At 42.5% G+C, this 21,754-nt stretch carries 10 protein-coding genes; 9 read left to right on the forward strand and 1 reads right to left on the reverse strand.

What is annotated here, in order from left to right; translation table 11 throughout:
- Nucleotides 1-4 precede the first annotated feature (4 nt).
- The 7 genes from CBM24_RS06840 to CBM24_RS06870 all read left to right on the forward strand — a co-directional run bounded on the left by CBM24_RS06840 (nt 5) and on the right by CBM24_RS06870 (nt 12,156).
- Complete coding sequence (locus CBM24_RS06840) at nt 5-2,974, forward strand: SusC/RagA family TonB-linked outer membrane protein (protein WP_088160637.1); 2,970 nt, start codon at nt 5-7, stop codon at nt 2,972-2,974.
- An 11-nt stretch (nt 2,975-2,985) separates the two neighbouring features.
- Nucleotides 2,986-4,581 (forward strand): RagB/SusD family nutrient uptake outer membrane protein, encoded by a 1,596-nt coding sequence (locus tag CBM24_RS06845; protein ID WP_088160638.1) that lies wholly within the window; start codon nt 2,986-2,988, stop codon nt 4,579-4,581.
- 166 nt (nt 4,582-4,747) lie between these two features.
- Complete coding sequence (locus CBM24_RS06850; protein ID WP_158638823.1) at nt 4,748-5,767, forward strand: SusE domain-containing protein; 1,020 nt, start codon at nt 4,748-4,750, stop codon at nt 5,765-5,767.
- 6 nt (nt 5,768-5,773) lie between these two features.
- Nucleotides 5,774-7,633, forward strand: a complete 1,860-nt coding sequence (locus tag CBM24_RS06855; protein ID WP_232475708.1) for a glycoside hydrolase family 13 protein — start codon at nt 5,774-5,776, stop codon at nt 7,631-7,633.
- A gap of 33 nt (nt 7,634-7,666) precedes the next feature.
- Complete coding sequence (gene pgmB / locus CBM24_RS06860; protein ID WP_075991631.1) at nt 7,667-8,314, forward strand: beta-phosphoglucomutase; 648 nt, start codon at nt 7,667-7,669, stop codon at nt 8,312-8,314.
- Nucleotides 8,315-8,422: 108 nt separating this feature from the next.
- Nucleotides 8,423-10,732: a family 65 glycosyl hydrolase domain-containing protein gene (locus CBM24_RS06865; protein WP_088160641.1), complete on the forward strand. Its 2,310-nt coding sequence runs from the start codon at nt 8,423-8,425 to the stop codon at nt 10,730-10,732.
- Between the two features lie 98 nt (nt 10,733-10,830).
- Nucleotides 10,831-12,156: an MFS transporter gene (locus CBM24_RS06870; protein WP_088160642.1), complete on the forward strand. Its 1,326-nt coding sequence runs from the start codon at nt 10,831-10,833 to the stop codon at nt 12,154-12,156.
- A 224-nt stretch (nt 12,157-12,380) separates the two neighbouring features.
- On the opposite strand, the gene CBM24_RS06875 is transcribed toward CBM24_RS06870, so the two are convergent.
- Nucleotides 12,381-16,337 (reverse strand): two-component regulator propeller domain-containing protein, encoded by a 3,957-nt coding sequence (locus CBM24_RS06875; RefSeq protein ID WP_232475709.1) that lies wholly within the window; start codon nt 16,335-16,337, stop codon nt 12,381-12,383.
- 435 nt (nt 16,338-16,772) lie between these two features.
- Between CBM24_RS06875 and CBM24_RS06885 the strand changes: the two genes are divergently transcribed.
- Nucleotides 16,773-19,757: a SusC/RagA family TonB-linked outer membrane protein gene (locus tag CBM24_RS06885; RefSeq protein ID WP_088160644.1), complete on the forward strand. Its 2,985-nt coding sequence runs from the start codon at nt 16,773-16,775 to the stop codon at nt 19,755-19,757.
- A 175-nt stretch (nt 19,758-19,932) separates the two neighbouring features.
- Entirely contained in the window at nt 19,933-21,513 is a 1,581-nt protein-coding gene (locus CBM24_RS06890) for a RagB/SusD family nutrient uptake outer membrane protein (RefSeq protein ID WP_232475710.1), read from the forward strand.
- Nucleotides 21,514-21,754: the final 241 nt, after the last annotated feature.

Below are 21,754 nucleotides of genomic sequence, written 5' to 3' on the forward strand. Positions count from 1 at the left end.
TTTTATGAACAAACAGCTATCACGTCCATTTTGGGCTCTGAGCATGCTACTCGGTGTAAGTGCTTCGGCATTTGCGCAACAGGCAACGCTAAAAGGGCGAGTAATGGACCAGAAGGGGAGTTCCTTGGTCGGTGCTACACTGCGCTTCGAGGATATTCAAAAATCACTGTCTACCAATGCGAATGGGGATTTTAGCTTGGATAGACTACAAACAGGGAAATTACGTCTGAAAGTAAGTATGGTCGGATACGCGACCCTGGATACCTTGATCCAGGTCAACGATGGACATCAGCCGTTAAACCTTTACCTTAAATCCAATACCAGTGCACTGGAAGAGGTTGTGGTGATTGGTTATGGTACACAAAAGAAAAGTGATCTGACGGGTTCAATCAGCACAGTATCTGCAAAAGATTTTCAAAAAGGACAGATCTCCTCGCCGGAGCAACTCATTATGGGGAAAGTTCCAGGCGTACAGATTACAACAAGTGGTGGGCAGCCGGGTGCAGGAAGCACCATCCGTATCCGTACCGGAGCTTCATTGAACGCCAGTAACGATCCGTTAATTGTCGTAGATGGAATTCCATTGGCAGGTGGTTCTGTATCTGGGGTAGCTAACCCATTAAGTTTGATTAACCCAAATGATATCGAGACATTTACAATCTTGAAAGATGCCAATGCAACAGCCATCTATGGTTCGCGGGCGTCGAATGGGGTTATTTTGATCACGACAAAAAAAGGCAGTCGCTCAGGAACACAGATCAACTTCTCTACACAGAATTCATTGGCTACCGTAGCCAATAAAGTAAAGTTGCTCAACGCCGATCAAATCCGCGATTATGTCAATACAAATGGTAGTGATGCCATGAAAAAGTTGTTGGGAACAGCAAATACCGACTGGCAGGATGTGATTTATGGCAATGCATTTACAACGGATAATAACGTTAACATTGCTTCCAAAGCGGGCAATATGCCTTACCGTATATCTGCGGGCTATATGAACCAGGATGGGGTATTGAAAAATGATAACTTAAAACGAACTACTGCTGCATTGGCATTAACGCCAAAATTTCTGGATAACCATCTTTCATTGGATGTAAATGTCCGTGGTACCTGGTCAAAATCGAAATTTGCGACGCAAGACGCAATCGGAGCTGCCATTCAGTTCGACCCGACCCAACCTGTCTATGTGGATGATAAAAATAGTTTTGGCGGGTATTATGAGTGGATTCAAGGGGGGAAACCTAATCCCAATGCACCACGAAATCCTTTAGCCTTGTTGGATTTACGCAAAGATAATGGCGATGTGTTTAGAAGTATTGGAAATGCAAAGGTGGATTATAGTTTTCATTTCCTGCCGGAGCTGCATGCCAACTTAAACGTTGGATACGATCTGGCGCGTTCGAAAGGGAACACATTTACACCAGCGATAGCTGCACGTAATTTTAATGAAGGGGGTGAAAGAACCCAATATAAAACCGATATCAACAATAAAACGCTGGAGTTTTATTTAAAGTATGATAAGGAATTACCTACAATCAAAAGTACGATAGACGCGACGTTGGGCTATGGCTACTATAAAAATAGCAGTAAGGTTTATAATTTTAACCGTACAAATGCGGAAGGTGATAAGATCCTAAATGAGCCAACGCGACCTTTTGATAAACCCGAAAATCTGTTGATCTCTTATTATGGGCGTCTGATTTATACCTATGACAACCGGTATGTTCTGTCGGGAACCTTACGGTCGGATGGTTCTTCCCGTTTTAGTCCTGATAACCGTTGGGGATATTTTCCTTCTGTAGGATTCACCTGGCGCGCCAAAAATGAAGGCTTTTTAAAAGATATAGCTGCAGTGTCCGAACTGAAGCTCCGTTTAAGTTATGGAAAAACCGGGCAGCAAGATGGCATCGCCAACTACTCTTATTTGCCTAATTATACCATCAGCGGCAACGAGTCGATGTATCGCTTTGGTGATGAATACTACTATTTAAATTCACCTGTGGCCTACGATAAAGACATTCGTTGGGAAAATACAACAACCTATAATGCCGGAGTTGATTTTGGCTTTAGCAACAATCGGGTCTATGGTAGCGTGGATTATTACTCGAAAAAGACCAAAGACCTGCTCAGCACGATTCCCGTTCCTGTAGGCTCTAACTTTAGCAATTTCCTGTTGACCAACGTGGGTAACATGGAAAACCAGGGGCTGGAGTTTAATGTACACTTCGTCCCGCTAAAAACGGATAATTCGACCTTGGACATCGGTTTTAACCTAACTTATAATAAGAGTAAAGTAACCAATCTGACACAGAGTGATGATCCGAACTTTATTGTAGAGACCGGTGGTATCCGTGGTGGTACAGGCGGAAATATCCAGGCGCATAAGGTTAATTTCATGCCAAACAGTTTCAATGTTTTCCAACAGGTATATGATGAACAGGGGCATCCTGTCGAAGGTGTCTATGTTGACCGTAATGGAGATGGCGTTATCAGCGATAACGATCGCTATCTGTATAAATCACCGTTACCGAAATATCTTTTGGGTTTTACGGCGGCATACAGCTATAAAAAATGGTCGGCAACAACGGTATTGCGCGCAAATTTGGATAATTATGTCTACGACAATGTTTCCTCTAATTTGGGAAGCGGGGCAAATATCAACGATCAGGCCGTTTTGGTGATCAATAATGCACCTGTGGATTTCTTTAATACCAATTTTCTGCTCAAACAGCTAAGAAGTGATTACTACATCAAGAACGCTTCGTTTTTGAAAATGGATAATGTCAACCTGAGTTATAACCTTGGAAAATTTATCCGGAATAGTAACGCTTCAATGTCGATTTCTGCAACTGTACAAAATGTATTTACGATCACCAATTATAAAGGTGTTGACCCCGAGATATCGAACGGTATAGACGATCGCTTTTATCCGAGGCCAAGGACTTATGTATTGGGTGTAAATGTGAGTTTTTAAACGATATAACAATGAAAAAATTAAATAAATATATAGGTGTATGCTTGCTGGCTATAGCACTGAGCAGCTGCCATAAGGATTTGGATCTAAAACCGACCAACGACGTAACTGCAGATGTAGCCTACAGTGATTTTAAAGGCTATACCTCGTCTTTCGCAAGATTATATGGATCATTGACCTTAACCAGTACATCGGGGCCGAATAACTCTGATCTAGGAGGATTGGATGCCGGTACATCGGATTTTTTACGCCTCTTTTGGAACGCACAGGAACTTACAACCGATGAGGCCGCCTGTGCCTGGCTCAATGATTCGGGGATTAGCGGACTGGATTACCTCGATTTTGACGATAGCAATCCCATGCTCCGTGGTCTTTATACCCGCTGTGTCTATAGTGCCACACTTGTCAATGAATTTTTAAGAGAAAGTACAGATGCTAAATTGGCCGAACGCGGTATTTCAGATACCGATAAAAAAGAAATCGCTTATTATCGTGCCGAAGCAAGATTCTTACGTGCTTATAATTATTGGGTGCTGCTTGATTTGTTTGGAAATCCACCATTTGTAACCGAAGAAACTCCTGTCGGAAAAGTGTCGCCGCCCCAGATCAAACGACCTGAACTTTTTGCGTATGTAGAGAAAGAGCTGTTGGAAGTTGCAGGCCAGCTAAAAGGTGCCAAACAGAATGTATATGGTCGTGTCGATCAAGTTGCGGCATGGGGGCTGTTAGCTCGTTTATACCTCAACGCTGAAGTTTACCTGGGTGCCGGTAATAAGAAATATACCGAAGCGATTACATACGCAGAAAAAGTACTGAACTCGAGCTATAGTTTGGGGACAAATTATCGGGAGCTCTTTTACGCGGATAATGATGTGAACAACCCCGAATTTATTTTCTATCTGCCTTATGATGGAACCAAAACACAGAGCAAGGGTGGTACAACTTATCTGATCAATGCAGCTATTGACGCAACGATGGATCCCACTTCTTTCGGTGTACCCGGCGGCGGTTGGGCCGGAAATCGGACACGCGACAATATCGCAACGATTTTCGGAGACTACAGCGGAGCAACGGACAAGAGGGCAATGTTTCACTTAAATACAAGCGTTAAAATTGAAGATATCGCTGTCTATAAGCAAGGGCTGGCGGTTACCAAATTCCGCAATGTGAACAAGGACGGAAAAACTGCTCCTCCGGCAGCTGAAGGTTTCGTTGCTTCGGTGGATTTCCCGTTGATCCGTTTGGCAGAGATGAACTTGATCTATGCTGAGGCGACATTGCGTGGCGGCTCTGGCGGCAGCTTGGCCAAAGCACTGGACTATGTCAATAAACTGCGTGTACGTGCCTATGGAAACAACAGTGGGAACTTAACGAATCTTTCTTTGGATGATATTCTCAATGAGCGTGTGAAAGAATTATACTGGGAAGGATTTAGACGTTCGGATTTAATCCGCTATGGCAAATTTACGGGTGATAATTACCTCTGGCCTTTTAAAGGTGGTGTGCTTGCAGGTCAGGCAGTTGCCGGGTATAGGACGTTGTTTCCACTTCCTGCTTCGGATATTATTGCGAACTCCAATCTTGTACAGAATCCAGGCTATAATTAATCAGCATCGGACAGGAAGAACGGCGAGTCTCTTCCGGTCAATGTAGCCTTACCTGTAATAAGACAATTGTTGACAGATGAAACCGGGCAATATCTATTGTTCGACGCATTGGCGAATGGTCAGTTACCCGGGCTTTCATCAGCTATTGAAAACAAAAATTAAACAGATGAAAATTAGACACTATATCGGAATCATGCTGCTATTTATCGTGGCGTTCCAAAGTTGTAAAAAAGACGAGACGCGCGCTATATTGGCTAGCGGGGAGAGCATAAAGCCAGCAACTTTAAGCCTCGATAAAACGAATGTAACCTTGTCAAAAGATAACGCAGAGGATACGGTACTGCACCTCAATATGATTCAGCCTGACTTTGGTTTTCAGGCCGCAGTAACCAACGTCCTGCAGTTTGGACTTAAAGGAGATAATTTTAAAACAGTAAAAGAAGTTGTCATTCCCAACGGTCGGACAAGCCTTGGATTTACAGGCTATGAATTGAACAGCTATTTACTTTCTCTTGGTGTTCCGACGGGAACGGCTTCGGACTTTGATGTACGCCTCAAGTCGAGTATCAATACTAAAATTACGGTGGTGTTTTCTGCGTTAGCTAGTCTTAAAGCAATCCCTTTTGCTTCGACCAGCTATTTGTACGTTCCAGGAGCTTATCAGGGATGGGATCCGGCTACTGCTGAATCAATAGTCTCCCCAACAAGCAACGGCATCTATACGGGCATTATCTCCTTTCCGGAAGCGAATTCGGAATTTAAGATTACGACAGAGCGCAATTGGGCAAATTCCTATGGACAGACTGCAGATGGTAAACTCGCTTTTAATGGCGGTGGAAATATAAAAGCTCCCCGTGCAGGAAATCTGGAAATAGAAGTCAATACGACGGCAAATACCATTTCATTTAAAGATCACAATTGGGGTATTATTGGTAGTGCCACGCCTAAGGGCTGGGATGCCGATACGGATATGAAATTCGACAATGCCAATCAGGTATGGAAGCTCACAGTGAGCTTGACTGCAGGCGAGATCAAATTCCGTAAAAACCACGATTGGGGAACAAATTTCGGTGGAGCTAACGGCAGTCTGATTGCCGGCGGGGCCAATATCGCGGTTGCGAATGCCGGTACGTATGATATCGTCGTGGATTTCAATGCAAATACATATACGTTGACGAAGAAATAAAAAACGATGTTTAAACGAAATAAAAAGATTACCACAGTATTCGTGGCACTAATGGTGTTTGGATGGAGCCCCCTAATGGGGCAATCCATCCAACGCGTAGAACCTTTAAACTGGTGGGTAGGAATGGAAAATCCGACCTTGCAGCTTGTTGTCTATGGACCTCAGATAGGGAAAAGCGAGGTACAGGTGGAGGATAAAGGGATAGAACTTGTCAAAGTCAATCGCGTAGAAAATCCCAACTACCTGTTTTTGGATGTCAAGGTGGCTGCTTCGGCCAAACCAGGATGGTCAACTTTTACGTTTAGTCAGGGAAAGAAAAAACTAACCTATCGTTATGAGTTGAAGCAAAGGGATCAAAAAGTAAAAGCACAGGGTGTGAACAATGCCGATTTGATCTACCTGATTATGCCCGATCGTTTTGCCAATGGAAATAGAGAAAATGATCAGGTGAAAGGCATGTTGGATATGAGTTTAAACCGAGACTCGATGTATCTGCGTCATGGCGGTGATCTGGAAGGCATTATCGGAAAGCTGGATTACCTACAAGATCTTGGGGTGACATCCTTGTGGCTGACTCCTGTGTTGACCAATGACATGCCCCAGGCTTCATATCATGGTTATGCCAACACCGAAACCTATCATATTGATCCCCGTTTTGGTAGCAACGATACCTATGTCCAATTGGGTGAACAGCTGCATAAACGTCAGATGAAACTGATTTTTGATGTGGTGCCCAATCATATCGGAAGTTATCATTGGACGGTAAAAGACAAGCCGATGGCCGACTGGCTCAATGAATGGCCTACCTATACGCAGACATCTTACAAAGACCAGGCAGTTTTTGATCCTTATGCCTCGGCAGATGACAAAAAGAAAATGGTCAAAGGCTGGTTTGTTCCCACAATGCCCGATATGAACGAACAAAACCCATACGTTCAAAATTATCTGACCCAAAGCCATATCTGGTGGATAGAGACTGCGGCAATAGATGGATTCCGAATTGATACCTATCCGTACAATGATCTTGATTTTATGGCCAAATGGACAGATCGCATTCTGCAGGAGTATCCAAAATTCACCTTTTTTGGTGAAACATGGGTACATGGTGTGGGGAACCAGGCCTATTTTCTGGGTGGAAAACGAGTTGGTCAGGAGGTCGATTCCAAGCTGATGGGTGTGACGGATTTTCAGCTTAATTATGCCATAGGTGATGCACTCAACCAAAAGACAGAATGGACCGCCGGAGCCAATAAATTGTATTCAACCCTCGCTTCAGACTTTCTGTACCCACATCCCGAGCAAAATGTGCTTTTTTTGGATAACCACGATAAAGATCGTTTTTTCTCCGTTGTCGGTGAAAATGTGCAGAAATATAAATCGGCAATGGCTTGGCTTATGACAACAAGGGGCATCCCACAATTGTACTACGGGGCTGAAATTCTGATGAAGAATTTCTCAAATCCAGATGGTTTATTACGGGAAGACTTTCAGGGTGGTTTCGCGGGTGACAAACTGAACAAGTTTACCGCAGACGGAAGGACTAAAGCAGAGCAGGATATGTGGACTTTTGTTCAAACGCTAGCCAATTATCGTAAACGACATGCTGTATTACAAACTGGTAAAACGATGCAGTATGTGCCCGAAGATGGTGTGTATGTGTATTTCCGCTACAACGAGCAACAGACGGTTATGGTCGTGATGAATTGCAATGATTCGCCGAAAGAGATCAAACTGGATCGTTTTAAGGAAAGAAACAGCAGGGTCAGATCCTATGTTGATATTATCCAAAAACAGGAAACCGCTCCAGCTGACAATACCTTGAAACTGGAAGCTTATGAGACTAAAGTTTTGGAGCTTAAGTTTTAATACAATTTAAAATTCTATAGAATTCATTTTTCAATGATTAATTATACTACTGTAAAAGCCGTAATATTTGATTTGGACGGTGTGTTGGTGGATACGGCAATCTACCATTTTCAAGCTTGGCATAGATTGGCCGAAGACTTGGGCTATTCGTTTTCCATTGTTGACAATGAGCAGCTGAAAGGTGTCAGCCGGATCGAATCCCTGGAGCTTATTTTAAAATGGGCCGGAGTGGAAAAGTCTGAAGCTGAAAAAGCGGATTTACTTGTGCTTAAAAACCAATGGTACCTGGAGTTGATTGAGCAGCTGAGTCCTGACCACTTGCTTTCGGGTAGTTTGGAACTTTTGAAAAAACTACAGCAAAAAGGAATTAAGATTGGACTTGGTTCGGCCAGCAAGAATGCAATGGGTATCCTTGAAAAAACCGGAATTATACCCTATTTCGATGCGCTGATCGATGGGAATGTAGTGCAGCTTTCTAAACCCAACCCGGAAGTTTTCCTTAAGGGGGCCGAGGTGCTGGAGATTGCGCCGGCCCACTGCCTGGTGCTGGAAGATGCACAGGCTGGAATCGATGCAGCACGGGCAGCCGGTATGCAGGTAATAGGTATAGGCCTGAAAGAACATCTCAGGGGAGCGGATTTGGTCGTAGCAGATTTAGGGACCTTAGTCGATAAATTTTAAAATTTAGGAGAAATTCAATAGCGGAAAGCATGCTGTAGATGGTATCGGTAAATAGGGCAATCATTTATTTGCCTTCGATTCCGAGCATGCGGTGAAAAAAATAAAAAGATGAAAACATATATCAAACATAACCCTTGGCAAATTATCGAAGATACATTTCGCCCCGAACATAATGAATTTTCGGAAAGTATCTTCGCTATTGGTAATGGTCGGATGGGACAGAGGGCTAATTTTGAAGAACAATTCAGCGGGAAATCTTTGCAAGGGTCGTATTTGGCCGGTATTTATTATCCGGACAAAACACGTGTAGGCTGGTGGAAAAATGGCTATCCGGAATATTTTGCCAAGGTCATCAATTCCATCGATTGGATAGGCCTGGATATTCTGGTCAATGGGCAAGTGTTAGATCTGAATAAAGTTACGGTCAAATCTTTTGAACGCCGACTGGATATGCAGCATGGCGTTTTATACCGCAGTTTTGCCGTGGAAATGCCAGACGGAGCACAGCTTAAGGTAGAAGCAAGCCGGATGTATCATCTGTTTGCTTCCGAAACAGCTTCATTGCAGTACAACATCCAGGCGCTTTCTGGTCCAATTACATTGGAGATCAGGTCGCAGTTAAATGCTGAAGTCGTTAATCGTGATAGTAACTATGACGAGCAATTTTGGGAAAGTACAGCGCAGGGTAGGGATGGTGAAAATACCTTTGTGGTGGCGCGCACCAAGAAAACGGGGTTTGAAGTCTATGCCATGCTTACAACGAGCGTAACTGGTCCAACAGCGGTCGTGGAAGTGCACGATACCGTCGCAAGTCCGGGCTGTATGACAGAGATCTATCAGACAGATCTTGCTGAATCTCAAATTTGTCGTGTTGAGAAGCGCGTTGCCATTGTCACCTCGCAGAATCACCTGCAAGCTCAGCTAAAAGAAGCTGCTTCGGTTAATCTACACCAATTGAATGGGCTGAGTTATGAGCAGTTAAAGGCTCAACAGGCAGCAGCCTGGCAAGCGATCTGGGCAGAAAGTGATATTGAAATTAGTGGTGATGTCGCAGCACAGCAGGCAATACGCTACAATATTTTCCAGCTTAACCAGACTTATACCGGCGAAGATGAGCGCCTCAATATTGGCCCTAAAGGTTTTACAGGTGAAAAATATGGTGGTGTCACGTATTGGGATACCGAAGCATATTGTATTCCATTTTACCTGGCAACACAGTCACCAAAGATTGCCCGTAATTTGTTGATTTATCGTCATCAGCAATTGGAAAAGGCAATCGAAAATGCCGCTAAACTCGGCTTTAATCGGGGCGCAGCACTCTATCCCATGGTTACGATTAATGGTGAGGAATGCCATAATGAATGGGAGATTACCTTTGAGGAGATTCATCGCAATGGAGCCATAGCATTTGCAATCTATAACTATGTCCGTTATACCGGAGATCAGGATTACATCTGGTCGCACGGATTGGAAGTTTTGGTTGCGATAAGCCGATTCTGGGCACAGCGTGTCAATTGGAGTGCCGAACGCCAGCAATATGTGATGTTGGGCGTGACGGGACCAAACGAGTATGAAAACAACGTGAACAACAATTGGTATACCAATCGGATTGCATCCTGGTGCCTGGAATATACACTGGACTGTTTAAACAAGCTGGCGCAGCTAAGCTCCAACAATGCTGACGCACTGAACACGAAGTTGGCCGTAGCATCGGAAGAACAACAAAAATGGCAGCACATTGTCGATAATATGTATTATCCTTTTGATGCGCAACGGAATGTATATTTGCAGCAAGATGGCTTTTTGGACAAAGAGCTGATTCCTGTGGCAGAACTTGATCCATCGCATCGCCCTATTAACCAGCATTGGAGTTGGGATAGGATTCTGCGTTCCTGTTATATCAAACAGGCCGATGTATTGCAAGGTTTTTACTTCCTTGAGGATCAATTTGACCTGGAGACCCTAGGTCGACATTATGAATTCTATGAGCCTTTTACGGTGCATGAAAGTTCGCTCTCTCCCTGCGTACATGCGATACTGGCCGCTAAATTGAACAAGCCGGAAAAAGCGTATGAATTCTATCTGCGCACCTCACGTTTGGATCTGGACGATTACAATAACGATACCGAAGACGGTTTACATATTACGTCGATGGCGGGTACCTGGATGACAATCGTAGAGGGCTTTGCAGGAATGCGAATTAAGGACGGACAATTGTATTTAAATCCGATGTTGCCCAAAGAATGGGAAGGATATAAATTCCGGGTGTTATTTCGAGGAGCGACTTTACTGATTGCAGTAGATGCCGATGGCTATACGATCGAAAATGTCAGTGATACTGCAGTCCATATCCAGACGGTAACCGAAGCTTTCGCGCTGTCTGGGCAAAGCAAAAAAAAGGTGCTTCAGCTGAGATAAACCCTAGTTTTCAGCAGTGAAAGAACCTCTTATGCTGCTGAAAATAGGGGTTAAATGGTAATTAAATTGTATTTTGTCTTAAATTTTTATAGCCTATTATGGGAAATAAACCTGAATTAAGCATTAGCCAGGTCATCAATATGAGTTTTGGATTTTTGGGGATACAAATGGGTTTTGCTCTGCAAAATGGCAACGCCTCCCGTATTCTCCAAACATTTGGTGCTGATGTGGAGCATCTTTCACTTTTTTGGCTTGCTGCTCCGATTACGGGGATGATTGTACAGCCAATTATAGGCCATTATAGCGATCGAACCTGGAATAGATTGGGCCGGCGGCGACCTTATATTTTGGTGGGGGCACTGTTGACTACCCTGACTTTATTTTTAATGCCCAATGCGGCATTATTGACAACATTATTGGCGCCACTTTGGATCGGTGCAGGCTTATTGATGTTTATGGATGCTTCCATCAATGTGACGATGGAGCCCTTTCGAGCGCTGATCGGTGATAATCTGCCGAGCAGTCAGCGGAGTTTGGGCTTCTCGGTACAGACCTTTTTAATCGGGATTGGCGCTGTCCTTGGCTCGCTACTTCCCTTTATGTTGACGAAGTATTTTCATGTAGCAGGTACTTCTGAAGCCGGGCAGGTACCGAGCAATGTTATCTACTCCTTTTATGTAGGCGGTTTTGTCCTGCTTCTAACGGTGTTATGGTCTGTGTTCAAAACAAAAGAGTACTCACCAGCAGCGCTTCAGACTTTTTCGGATGCGGTTGCTATTGAACAGGATGCGGCACCAAAGTTTGGCTTGCGTTCTATCTTTAGCGATATCGGTAAGATGCCATTGATCATGCGCAAGTTGGGCTGGGTTCAGTTTTTCTCCTGGTTTGCCCTTTTTATGATGTGGGTGTATACCACTCCAGCTATTGCTGATTCGGTTTTTTACCTGCGGGAAGGAAATCGGCAGGATCTCTATATGGAGGCTGCCAATTGGGTAGGTGTGCTTTTTGGTATTTACAATGGAGTCTCGGCCTTGTATGCCTTGTTTATTCCGCGGATAGCTAAACATTTTGGGCGTGGAAAAACGCATGCTCTTGGGCTTTCCATTGGTGGGCTTTCGTTAATTTCATTATTTCTGATCAAAGATGCCAATCTACTGATTCTTCCTATGATCGGTATTGGTATCGCTTGGGGAAGCATTTTGGCAATGCCTTATGCAATTTTGAGCGATCATTTGCCTTCGGGTAAAATGGGGGTTTATATGGGGCTATTTAATTTTTTCATTACCCTACCTCAGATTGTGTGTGGATTTTTTGGCGGAATGATCATCAAATATTTTTTTCATAGCCAATCCATTTACGGCTTGTTGTTGGCCGGCATATTTATGTTGCTGGCGGCATTCTTTGTTCCAAAGCGTAAGAATTAAGTGCATGCCATTATCGTAGACGTAGGCTAAACCTTCTACGTCTACGTGTTTTTCTTCGCTAGCGTCTTTCAATAAGATTTTCGAGTTCCTTGTAGTTGTCCCCGATTCTTTCTTTACCTAGGGACGGTTTCTTTCTTTATCAGTGCCGATATTCTTTCGGCATCTCGGCAACAGTTTTTACGCCATTGGAATAATCTTTTTCCTGGTACTAGAACTGGTGTTCATCACTTGCTGTTTTCAAGAATATAGCTGCTTGGCGACATGCCATAGTGCTTATGAAAGTCCCTTGAAAAATTGGATTGTACGGTATAACCGACCATCGTTGATACCTGGGTGATGTTATATTCTTTTTGGGTGAGTAGTTCTGCCGCCTTTTTCAACCGTGAAATATTGATCAATTCATTGGGTGTGAGGTCGGAGAGTCCTTTGATTTTACGGTAAAGGGTTGGACGGCTCATATGCATCAATTTGGCGAGTTCATCCACATTGAGATCTATCGTTGAAATATTCTCATAAATAACCGTATTCAGCTGACTGATAAAATCTTTGTCGGGTGCTGAAACGTTAATATCCATTAAGTTGGAATTGGAAGAATTGGTCAGGTAATTCTTGATAATTTTACGGTTTTTGAGGATGTTGCGTATCTGTACCATGAGGAATTCAAGTGAAAAAGGTTTTTCGATATAGGCATCGGCACCATTTTTTAATCCCTGAATTTTTGAATCCAGCGCATTTTTTGCCGTTAGAAAAATAACGGGAATATGGCTATACAGAATATCTGTTTTGATGCGTTTGCATAGCGCCAGACCATCCATAATGGGCATCATAATATCTGTTAGTACAAGTTGTACATTCTCTTGGTCTAATATTTCGAGGGCCTCAGCACCGTTCCCTGCCCGTAGAACAGTGTAGCTGGTTTTCAATTCTTTATTGAGGTAGGCCAATATTTCTTTATTATCCTCGACGAGTAGAATCACCGGCTTTTCTTCCTCCTGTTCATCGGATCTATCATGCAATACCTGATCGTCGTTATCTTCCTGAAAAGATTTGATGTCGAGCGATTGTTCTTGAAAAATTGGGATCGATAGCAGGAATATATTGCGGTTTTCCTCCAGATGTACAAGGGATAAGTTTCCTTGGTGCAATTCGACCAAGGAGCGGGATAAAGGAAGACCAATTCCCGTCCCCGTATCTTTATCGGATTCATTTAAGCGATAAAATGGTTCAAATATTTTTTCTCTTTTCTCAAAAGGAATGGGCTCACCATCATTCTTAAACTCGATATTGAACATAATGTCATCGCTATTAAAAGGGAGGAGTTTGACATAGACTTCTTGATCCGCATATTTGATGGCGTTGTGAATCAGGTTGGTAAAGATTTTTCGAAGGGCTTCTTCATCCACATAAGCCGTGAGACTGATACGCGGGAGACTGAGGTCATAGTGCAGCTGTTTATCTTTTGCGAGATAATTTAAATCGTGAAATACTTCGGATAGGAGGGCATTAATATCCGTTTTAGTAAAAATAAGGCTCATATTGTTGGTTTCTGCTTTTCTAAAATCAAGTAATTGGTTGGTGAGGCGAATTAATCGTGCCGTGTTTTTTTCAATCAGCGCAAGGTCTTTGGCTGTGTCGCGATCGGTAAATTTATGGTTATTGATTATTTTCTCAAGGGGCATTTTGATCAGCGTGAGTGGCGTACGAATTTCGTGGGCCAGGTTGGTGAAGAATTCCAGCTTGAGGTTATATATTTCCTGTTCTTTTTTTCGTTCATAACTATCCATCTTTTGGGCATTGTTGGCCTTTATAAGGAGAAAGTAATACCGTAATACGAGCAATGCAATGGTGCCGAAGCTCAAAAAATAAAGTAAGTATGCCCAACTTGACTGCCACCAGGGTGGCGAAACGATGATGAGCAGTTTTTTTTCATCCGGATTCCAGACGCTGTTGTTATTTGCACCTCTGAACTTAAACGTATAAGTGCCCGGAGGAAGTTTATTGTAATAGATTTTTTGATTGCCTGTAATATCGGTCCAGTCTTTATCGTAACCTTCCATGATATAACGATAAGGATTGCTCTTTGGGGAAACAAAGCTCAAGGCGGCGATATTGAAGCTAATATTGGAATTGTCGTAGGTCAGTCGGATCTCTTCTGATAGGGAGATGGATTCTTTCAGTATGCCATTTTCACGAACCGGTACGCTCACATTGTTAATCTGAATGCCGCTGATGAATATAGGTGGAATAAAGCTGTTCTTAATGGATTTTGTCGGGTTGAAGCTTACCATCCCTTTGATAGTCCCGAAATATAAAGTCCCGTCGCTATCTTTATAAGCCGAATTATAATTAAACTGATCTGCGGGAAGCCCGTCTCTCGATGTATAGATGACCCTACGCGGGACACCTTCATCCAGTCTGACCAGTCCACCTCCGGTAGATATCCAGATGCTCCTGTTGTCGTCTTCTAGGACCTTGAATACCTGATTGGAAGGTAAACCGGATTCGGTCAGATAATTGGTGAAGCGCCCATCGCGACGGTATTTTGAGAGGCCGCTTTCGGTGCAAAACCACAAGTTATTTTTACTGTCTTCAAATAGACCGTTGACGTAATTATTGACAAGTGTATTTTGTTTACCTTGTTCGGATAACAGATGCTGAATTTCTCCCGAACTGCGGTTATATTGGTAGACTCCACTACCGTAGGTGTTGATCCAAAGTATACCATATTCATCTTCATAAATGCCTTGTATCCATGCGGTAATTGGAAGGAGGTCAAAACTGTCGCTATTTTTGTTGTAGCGGTATAGTGCGCGGTCTGTCCCGACAAACATGCTGTTGTCTTTAGACTTATAGAGGCATACGGCAAAGCTGCTTTGTAAGGGGCCTTTGCCGATACGGTCATAGTGTTTTTTTAGTTTTCCGGTTTTTACGTCGAGAATGTCTAGTCCATGTGTTGTGGAGCCTACCCAAAGATCGTCACCAATTGTTGCCAGGCCATGAACATTGTTATGCGCTATACTTCCTTTTTTTCCATTGGCAAGGAAATGCTGAATCTGTTGTGTTTGAGCATCTATTTTGTTCAGGCCGCCATCTTCTGTTCCTATCCAGAAATTTCCATAGCGATCTTTTTTGATATCGTGTACAATATTGCCTGATAGGGCCGATTTTCCGAACCCGGATAGATACTTTTTGAAATTGTCGAATTGGTTGCTGTATTGGTTAAAGCCGCCGAAAAATGTTCCAAACCAGATATTGTCTTCACGGTCCCGATAGAAATTCAGGACAGCATTGTCAGATATGGCAAATGGATTGAGCAGATCTTTTTTGATGTGCTGGCTCTGACCCGTGTGAATATCATAGGTATATATTCCAGTTTCTGTTCCGATCCAGTATATTGACTCCGTCTGTTGAATAATACAGTTTGCCTGGATGACTTTATTGGGGTAATGACTTGCAAATAGATTTTTTAACCGGCCATTTTTGAAATCAAACAAATAAGCCGAATTGATTGTCCCGACCATCAATAGGGAATCATTGATGGCGTAAACGGTTTTTGTATTTGCCAATGCTTTTCGATCGATCTTTTTAAGGTCAACTTCGACAAATTTGCTCGTATTAACCTGATACCGTTGGATGGTACTGTTATTGTCCGTTGTCCACAACCCGCCTTTTTTGCTGCTGGTAATCGCTACAATGGTATTTTTGTTCTGATCAAATGGAATTATTTCTGTTGTGTAAGAGTTATAGCGATAAAGTTTTCCGTTCGAAAGCAGCCAGATAAAACCGGCGTATTCGTGTATGGCATTTACTTCACCGATTGGTACTCCCCTGAATGGTGTAAAATTTTCTTTAATAGGATCGTAACAATAGGTACCGCGTGTGGTTCCCACCCATAGTATTCCTTTGCTGTCTGTGAGAATACTTAAAATGGACGAACTTCCGATACTTGTAGAGTCTGAAGCATTGTGTCTAAATATCTTAAATTGATTGCCATCAAAGCGATTGAGACCATTCCTTGTCCCTAACCATAGAAAACCCTGAACATCCTGTGTAATACATTTGACCGTGCTATTGGAGAGACCGTCGTGGGTTTGATAATTTTTAAAATAGATCGATTGTGCCTGCACGTTAATACATGCTAGCAAGATATATAAAAGGAGTATGGTGGTTATTCTTTTCAAAACTGATTACGTTGAACTAAAAATAGTCAATTAAAAGATAAAAAAGAGTTTTAATGATACGATTTGATATAAAATTGAGACGCTCTGATTGGACTAGCTACAAGGATTTACGCATTTTTATAAAACAATAATAACCAAATATAAACGTATGTTTCGCCCTAGAATTATGACAGGTAAGTCCTGTGTCCTTGTTTTTCAGTTTGTTAGGTTTTTGTTTTTACATGTGAGACATGATGTTCACGATGCTTTGGTTTTGAATTTTGGCATTAAAGGCCTTGATACCGAGCGCTACGTCTTTGCCATTATTGGGGAAGGCTATACGCATTTCAAAAGGGCTTTGGAGCCTAAAAAATACGATTAAAAAATCACTTAGTATCATTTGTGTATCCTAGATGCACGATATAAAAATCAATTAAACCACCAATCAAAAAGCGTATGAAAAATAAACTACTTGCACAATGCGTAATGACGCTTACATTTTTGCTTGTATCTTTTATTGTAGTTGCCCAGACGAAAGTCTTGAAGGGAAAGGTTGTAGATGAGACTCAAGGTCCATTGGCAGGAGCTACAATTAAGGTAAAAGGGGGAACCGCGGCTACAACAACAGACACGGAAGGTTCCTTTACATTTACTGTTCCCAGTGAAGCGAAAACGCTGGAAGTATCCTTTATTGGATACACTTTAAAAGAAGTACCCATTGTGGGAAACGATATCACCGTAGCGCTGGAACCTAGTGCCGGTCAGGGCCTAGATGAGGTCGTTGTGATCGGTTATGGTACCGCCCGTAAAAAAGATCTCACGGGGTCTATGGTCACTATTGGAGCGAAAAACTTCAATAAGGGGATCATGACGAGTCCCGATCAATTAATACAAGGAAAGACACCAGGGGTTATGGTGATTAATAATACGGGGCAACCTGGCGGATCAACCACAGTACGTATCCGTGGAAACTCATCGATCCGTGCCAGTAACAACCCATTATTTGTGCTGGATGGTGTGCCTATGTCGGGTAATTCGCCTTTGCCCGAAGGAAGAGGAGGCTTTTCTTCCGACAGAGGAAATCCTTTGACTTACTTGAATCCGGGTGACATTGCTAGTATGGACATCCTTAAAGATGCATCGGCTACGGCAATTTATGGTTCACGTGGGGCAAATGGCGTTGTCATTATTTCGACGAAAAGAGGTAAAGTAGGGCAGCCCGAGGTTTCTGTAGGAGCCTCTGCTGGTGTTTCGACCATGCGGGAATATCCTGATGTGTTAGATGCTGCTCGATTTAGAGAAGCGTTGAAATATTATACACCATCTGAAGTCGCAAATGCTGATTTTGGTGGCAATGAGGATGCCTTTAAAGCGATCACAAGAAAAGCGATCACGCAAAATTACTATGCTGATGTAGCTGGCGGAACCGAGTATGGTAAGTATCGCCTTTCAGGTGGATATTTAAACCAAAACGGTATTATTCGTGGATCACAGCTGAAGAAATACACAGCCAATTTTAACGGGAATTTCCGTTTTCTGGAAAACAAACGATTGGGATTGGATTTTGCAGTCTTTTTGACGCAAATGGATAATAAATACGCACCGATTAATGCGATGGTAGGTTCGGAAGGAAATGTGATTTCCCAAGCCTTACAATGGAATCCGACGCGACCATTACGGGACGATCAAGGCAATTTAACCTTTGTCAGTTCAACTACGCGAAACCCATTGACAAGTATTGATGCCTTTAAAGATTTAGCGACAACAAATACCATGGTAATCAACTTGGCGCCATACTATAAAATTACAGACGATTTGGAATATCGCTTTATCTACAGTGCAATGCGACAAACTGGAAACCGTGAAGGTATGTACCGCGCAGGACTTATTGATCCTTCAGCTGTGAACAATGAGCAGGCCTTTATTTCCAATAACGGAGAAACCAACTTGCAAATGACGCATATGCTCTCTTACAATAAACAAATCAATTCAGATTGGAGTGTCAATGCTGTAGCAGGTTACGAGTATTTGGATTATAACTACAACAACAACATTTCCTTTGGCGGTGGATTTCGTTATATGGGACTAGATTATTTTGACTATCTACAATATACACCTGTTTCCACGCGTGAAATATCGTCCTATAGAAGTCCAACCAACCAGTTGCAATCACTTTTCTTGCGTGGCGGATTCAATTACTTGGATCGCTACTTATTGACTGCAACAGTAAGAAGGGACGGCTCGACGAAATTTGGTTCAAACAACAAATACGCCATGTTCCCTTCATTGGCCGTAGCCTGGAATGTGAATCAGGAAGAGTTTTTGAAATCTACCGGTATTTTTGATCAGTTGAAAGTAAGGGTAGGCTGGGGAAAAACAGGTAACCAAGAATTCCCATCTGGGGCATCGTTAAATAGACTGGTTTTTGGTAACCAAAGTGTAAGCCAGGCAAACTATGGTAATCCTGATTTGAAATGGGAGACTTCGACCACGATCAATGCAGGTATTGATTTTGGAATTTGGGGTAACCGTCTGTATGGATCCATTGATTATTTTAATAAAAAGACCACAGATGCACTATTTGAGCAAACTCTTGCACAGCCAGCTCCAGCAGGGCGTATCTGGGTAAATTTGGATGGCGAGATTGTCAATAAAGGGGTAGAGGTCGCGTTGACCGGTACAATTATTAAAAATGACAATTGGACTTGGGATTTGACAGGTAATGCAACTTTCCTGAAAAACAGTGTAAGCGGTCTAGTGGGCTATTACGAAACAGGGGCATTGCGTGGACAAGGTTTTTCAGGTGTATTGGGACAACGTATGGTAAATGGGCAACCATTGAATGTTTGGTACCTGGCCGATTACCAAGGTATTGATCCGCAGACAGGCATGAGCATGTATCGCGGACAGGATGGTAGTATCAGTACGGCCAACGACCCTGCAATTAATAAATTCTATATGCACAGTCCAAATCCGACGACTTTATTGGGTATTTCTACCAACGTAAGTTACAAACAGTTTTCTTTGGCTGCCAATATGAATGGTGCTTTTGGACATTATCTATTCAATAATACGGCAGCGACGACTTTGGGATTGAGTAATCTGTCATCACGTAATATCGGTTCGGCATTCTTTAATACAGCTGTAAAAGAGTCTACTTCCAATTCGGCTGCGCCTTCGACGCGATTCCTTGAAAAAGGTGATTATCTAAAAATGGCTAATCTTACTTTAAGCTATCGCGTTGGAAATGTAGGTAGAACACTTAAGAACTTAAATGTATCCCTTACTGGACAGAATCTTTTCATCATCACGAAGTATACAGGATTTGATCCTGAGGTGAATACAGATGGTGCAACAAATGGTATTCCTTCGTTGGGTATCGAATATTTACCCTATCCACCGGCAAGAAATATCCTATTGGGGGTTAACTTCTCACTTTAAGCGTATACTGTAGATCATTAGATAATAAAAAGAGGAGAGCATCACGATGGATTTAAACGTATTAGTGAATGAATAAAAATGAATAAATCTGATCGCCTCATTACAAATGAAACACCAAAGGCAGTATGAATGCCTTACAGTCAAAATGGATGAATAAATAATCAAATTTAGACGGATGAAAAAGATGAAATTAAGAACTTTATTATATATCGGAATAATTGGTTCCATTGTAACAAGTACATTTTCTTGTACTAAACTAAAGGAGGAATTTAAAGGAGAATTAGAGGAAGGGACATCCAATGTGGATCCTGGAAGCTTGTTGATCACAGCTTACAATTCATTGAATACCCCTTATCAGCAGGAACAGCGCTGGGTGATGCAGGAAATATCAACGGACGCAGCCATGGCCCCTACACGGGGTGGCGACTGGGATGATAATGGTATGCATCGTGCGATCCATTTACACACCTGGAATGCAGATAATGGCTACATGAACAATACTTTTGTCAGTTTGGGTACAGCCATCTATAATGCGGGCAATGTGTTGCGGTATAATCCGAGTGCGCAGCAAGGCGCTGAAGCGAAGTTTATTCGTGCTTTGGTCATGTTTGACATGTTGGATCTTTATGGCGTAGTACCCGTCCGGGAAGGAGACTCTTTTGAAGATTTTAGAATCGCACCAGAGGTGTTGCAGCCACAGGCGGCTATTGACTATATGGTGAAGGATCTCAACGAAATTATAGCAAGTTTGCCTGCAAACGGGCCGAGAGCGGCATATGTAGCCAATAAAAATGCGGCGAAAGCATTATTGATGAAGATTTATTTGAATAAGGGAACATTTTTAAATAGACAAGCTCCTTCTTTTGCTGCCGAGGATATGAATAAGGTAGTGACCTTAGCCAAAGAAATTACCGCTTCGGGATCCTATACGATTTCTGCGAAGGGCAAATACTTTGATAATTTTGCGCCGGATAATGACGAGAAGTCTACTGAAAATATTTTCACTTTATACAATAAAAATGGAGATAGAGGTGGAAATGTGGACCGTACCTGGAATACCGTTGCTCACTATAATATGAATCCAGGGGGTTGGAATGGCTGGTGTACCTTATCAGATTATTACGATAAATTTTCGGATACTGATGAAAGAAGGGGAATTTATTATAATTATCCAGCTGATACGACTTCTAACAGAACAAAAGAATTCAAACGTCAAAATGTTGGTTTTTTTGCTGGACAGCAATACAATTGGAGTACAAACAAACCTTTAATGGCGCGGAACCCAGCGAATGCGCCTTTGGTCTTTACGCGTGAAGTGACCATCCGTACCTCGGGTGCAACCCTGGAAACAGCTGGTATCCGTCCAATGAAGTATGCTTTTGATTATGCCGTCACTGGTCAACGAAACAACGACTGGGTTGTATTTCGTTATGCCGACGTATTGCTGATGCAAGCAGAGGCTATTCTGAGAGGTGGAACAGGAACAGCAACAGAGGCACTCGGTTTGGTCAATACTATTCGGACGAACCGTGGTGTTAATAACCTGACGGCATTGACGCTCGATAATTTATTGGATGAGCGTGCTCGCGAGTTATATTGGGAAGGCTGGAGAAGACAGGATTTGATTCGTTTTGGTAAATTTTTATTGGCCTGGCAAGAAAAGGCTGCGGATGCCGATCCCAAAACATTGGTTTATCCAATCCCGAGCCAACAGATTGCCGTCAATCCAAATTTGAAGCAAAATACGGGTTATTAATTTGCTATATATGCATCAGTAAAACAAGCAACTTCAAGAAGTTCGTTTTATTTTAAAAGGTATTTAGCTGATAGGAACTTACTCTTATCAGCTAAATACCTTCTTTTTTTGAAACAGGTCGTTTCTTACAATTCGTTTCTTTTGACCAGAAAGAACCAGCAGTTTACTTTCATGACAGTTGGTTCTTGTGAGACCAAAAAGCTTTTAGGAAAGAAGGTGCTTAAAATAGAGATAGAAGCAA

The sequence above is a fragment of the Sphingobacterium sp. G1-14 genome, from assembly GCF_002196555.1.
Taxonomy (GTDB): domain Bacteria; phylum Bacteroidota; class Bacteroidia; order Sphingobacteriales; family Sphingobacteriaceae; genus Sphingobacterium; species Sphingobacterium siyangense.

Excerpts from the sequence above, each read along its gene's own strand:
- CBM24_RS06870 (WP_088160642.1), top strand. The coding sequence starts at position 10,831 with ATGGGAAATAAACCTGAATTAAGCATTAGCCAGGTCATCAATATGAGT.
- CBM24_RS06850 (WP_158638823.1), top strand. The coding sequence starts at position 4,748 with ATGAAAATTAGACACTATATCGGAATCATGCTGCTATTTATCGTGGCG.
- CBM24_RS06885 (WP_088160644.1), top strand. The coding sequence starts at position 16,773 with ATGAAAAATAAACTACTTGCACAATGCGTAATGACGCTTACATTTTTG.
- CBM24_RS06855 (WP_232475708.1), top strand. The coding sequence starts at position 5,774 with ATGTTTAAACGAAATAAAAAGATTACCACAGTATTCGTGGCACTAATG.
- CBM24_RS06840 (WP_088160637.1), top strand. The coding sequence starts at position 5 with ATGAACAAACAGCTATCACGTCCATTTTGGGCTCTGAGCATGCTACTC.
- CBM24_RS06845 (WP_088160638.1), top strand. The coding sequence starts at position 2,986 with ATGAAAAAATTAAATAAATATATAGGTGTATGCTTGCTGGCTATAGCA.
- CBM24_RS06890 (WP_232475710.1), top strand. The coding sequence starts at position 19,933 with ATGAAAAAGATGAAATTAAGAACTTTATTATATATCGGAATAATTGGT.
- pgmB (WP_075991631.1), top strand. The coding sequence starts at position 7,667 with ATGATTAATTATACTACTGTAAAAGCCGTAATATTTGATTTGGACGGT.
- CBM24_RS06865 (WP_088160641.1), top strand. The coding sequence starts at position 8,423 with ATGAAAACATATATCAAACATAACCCTTGGCAAATTATCGAAGATACA.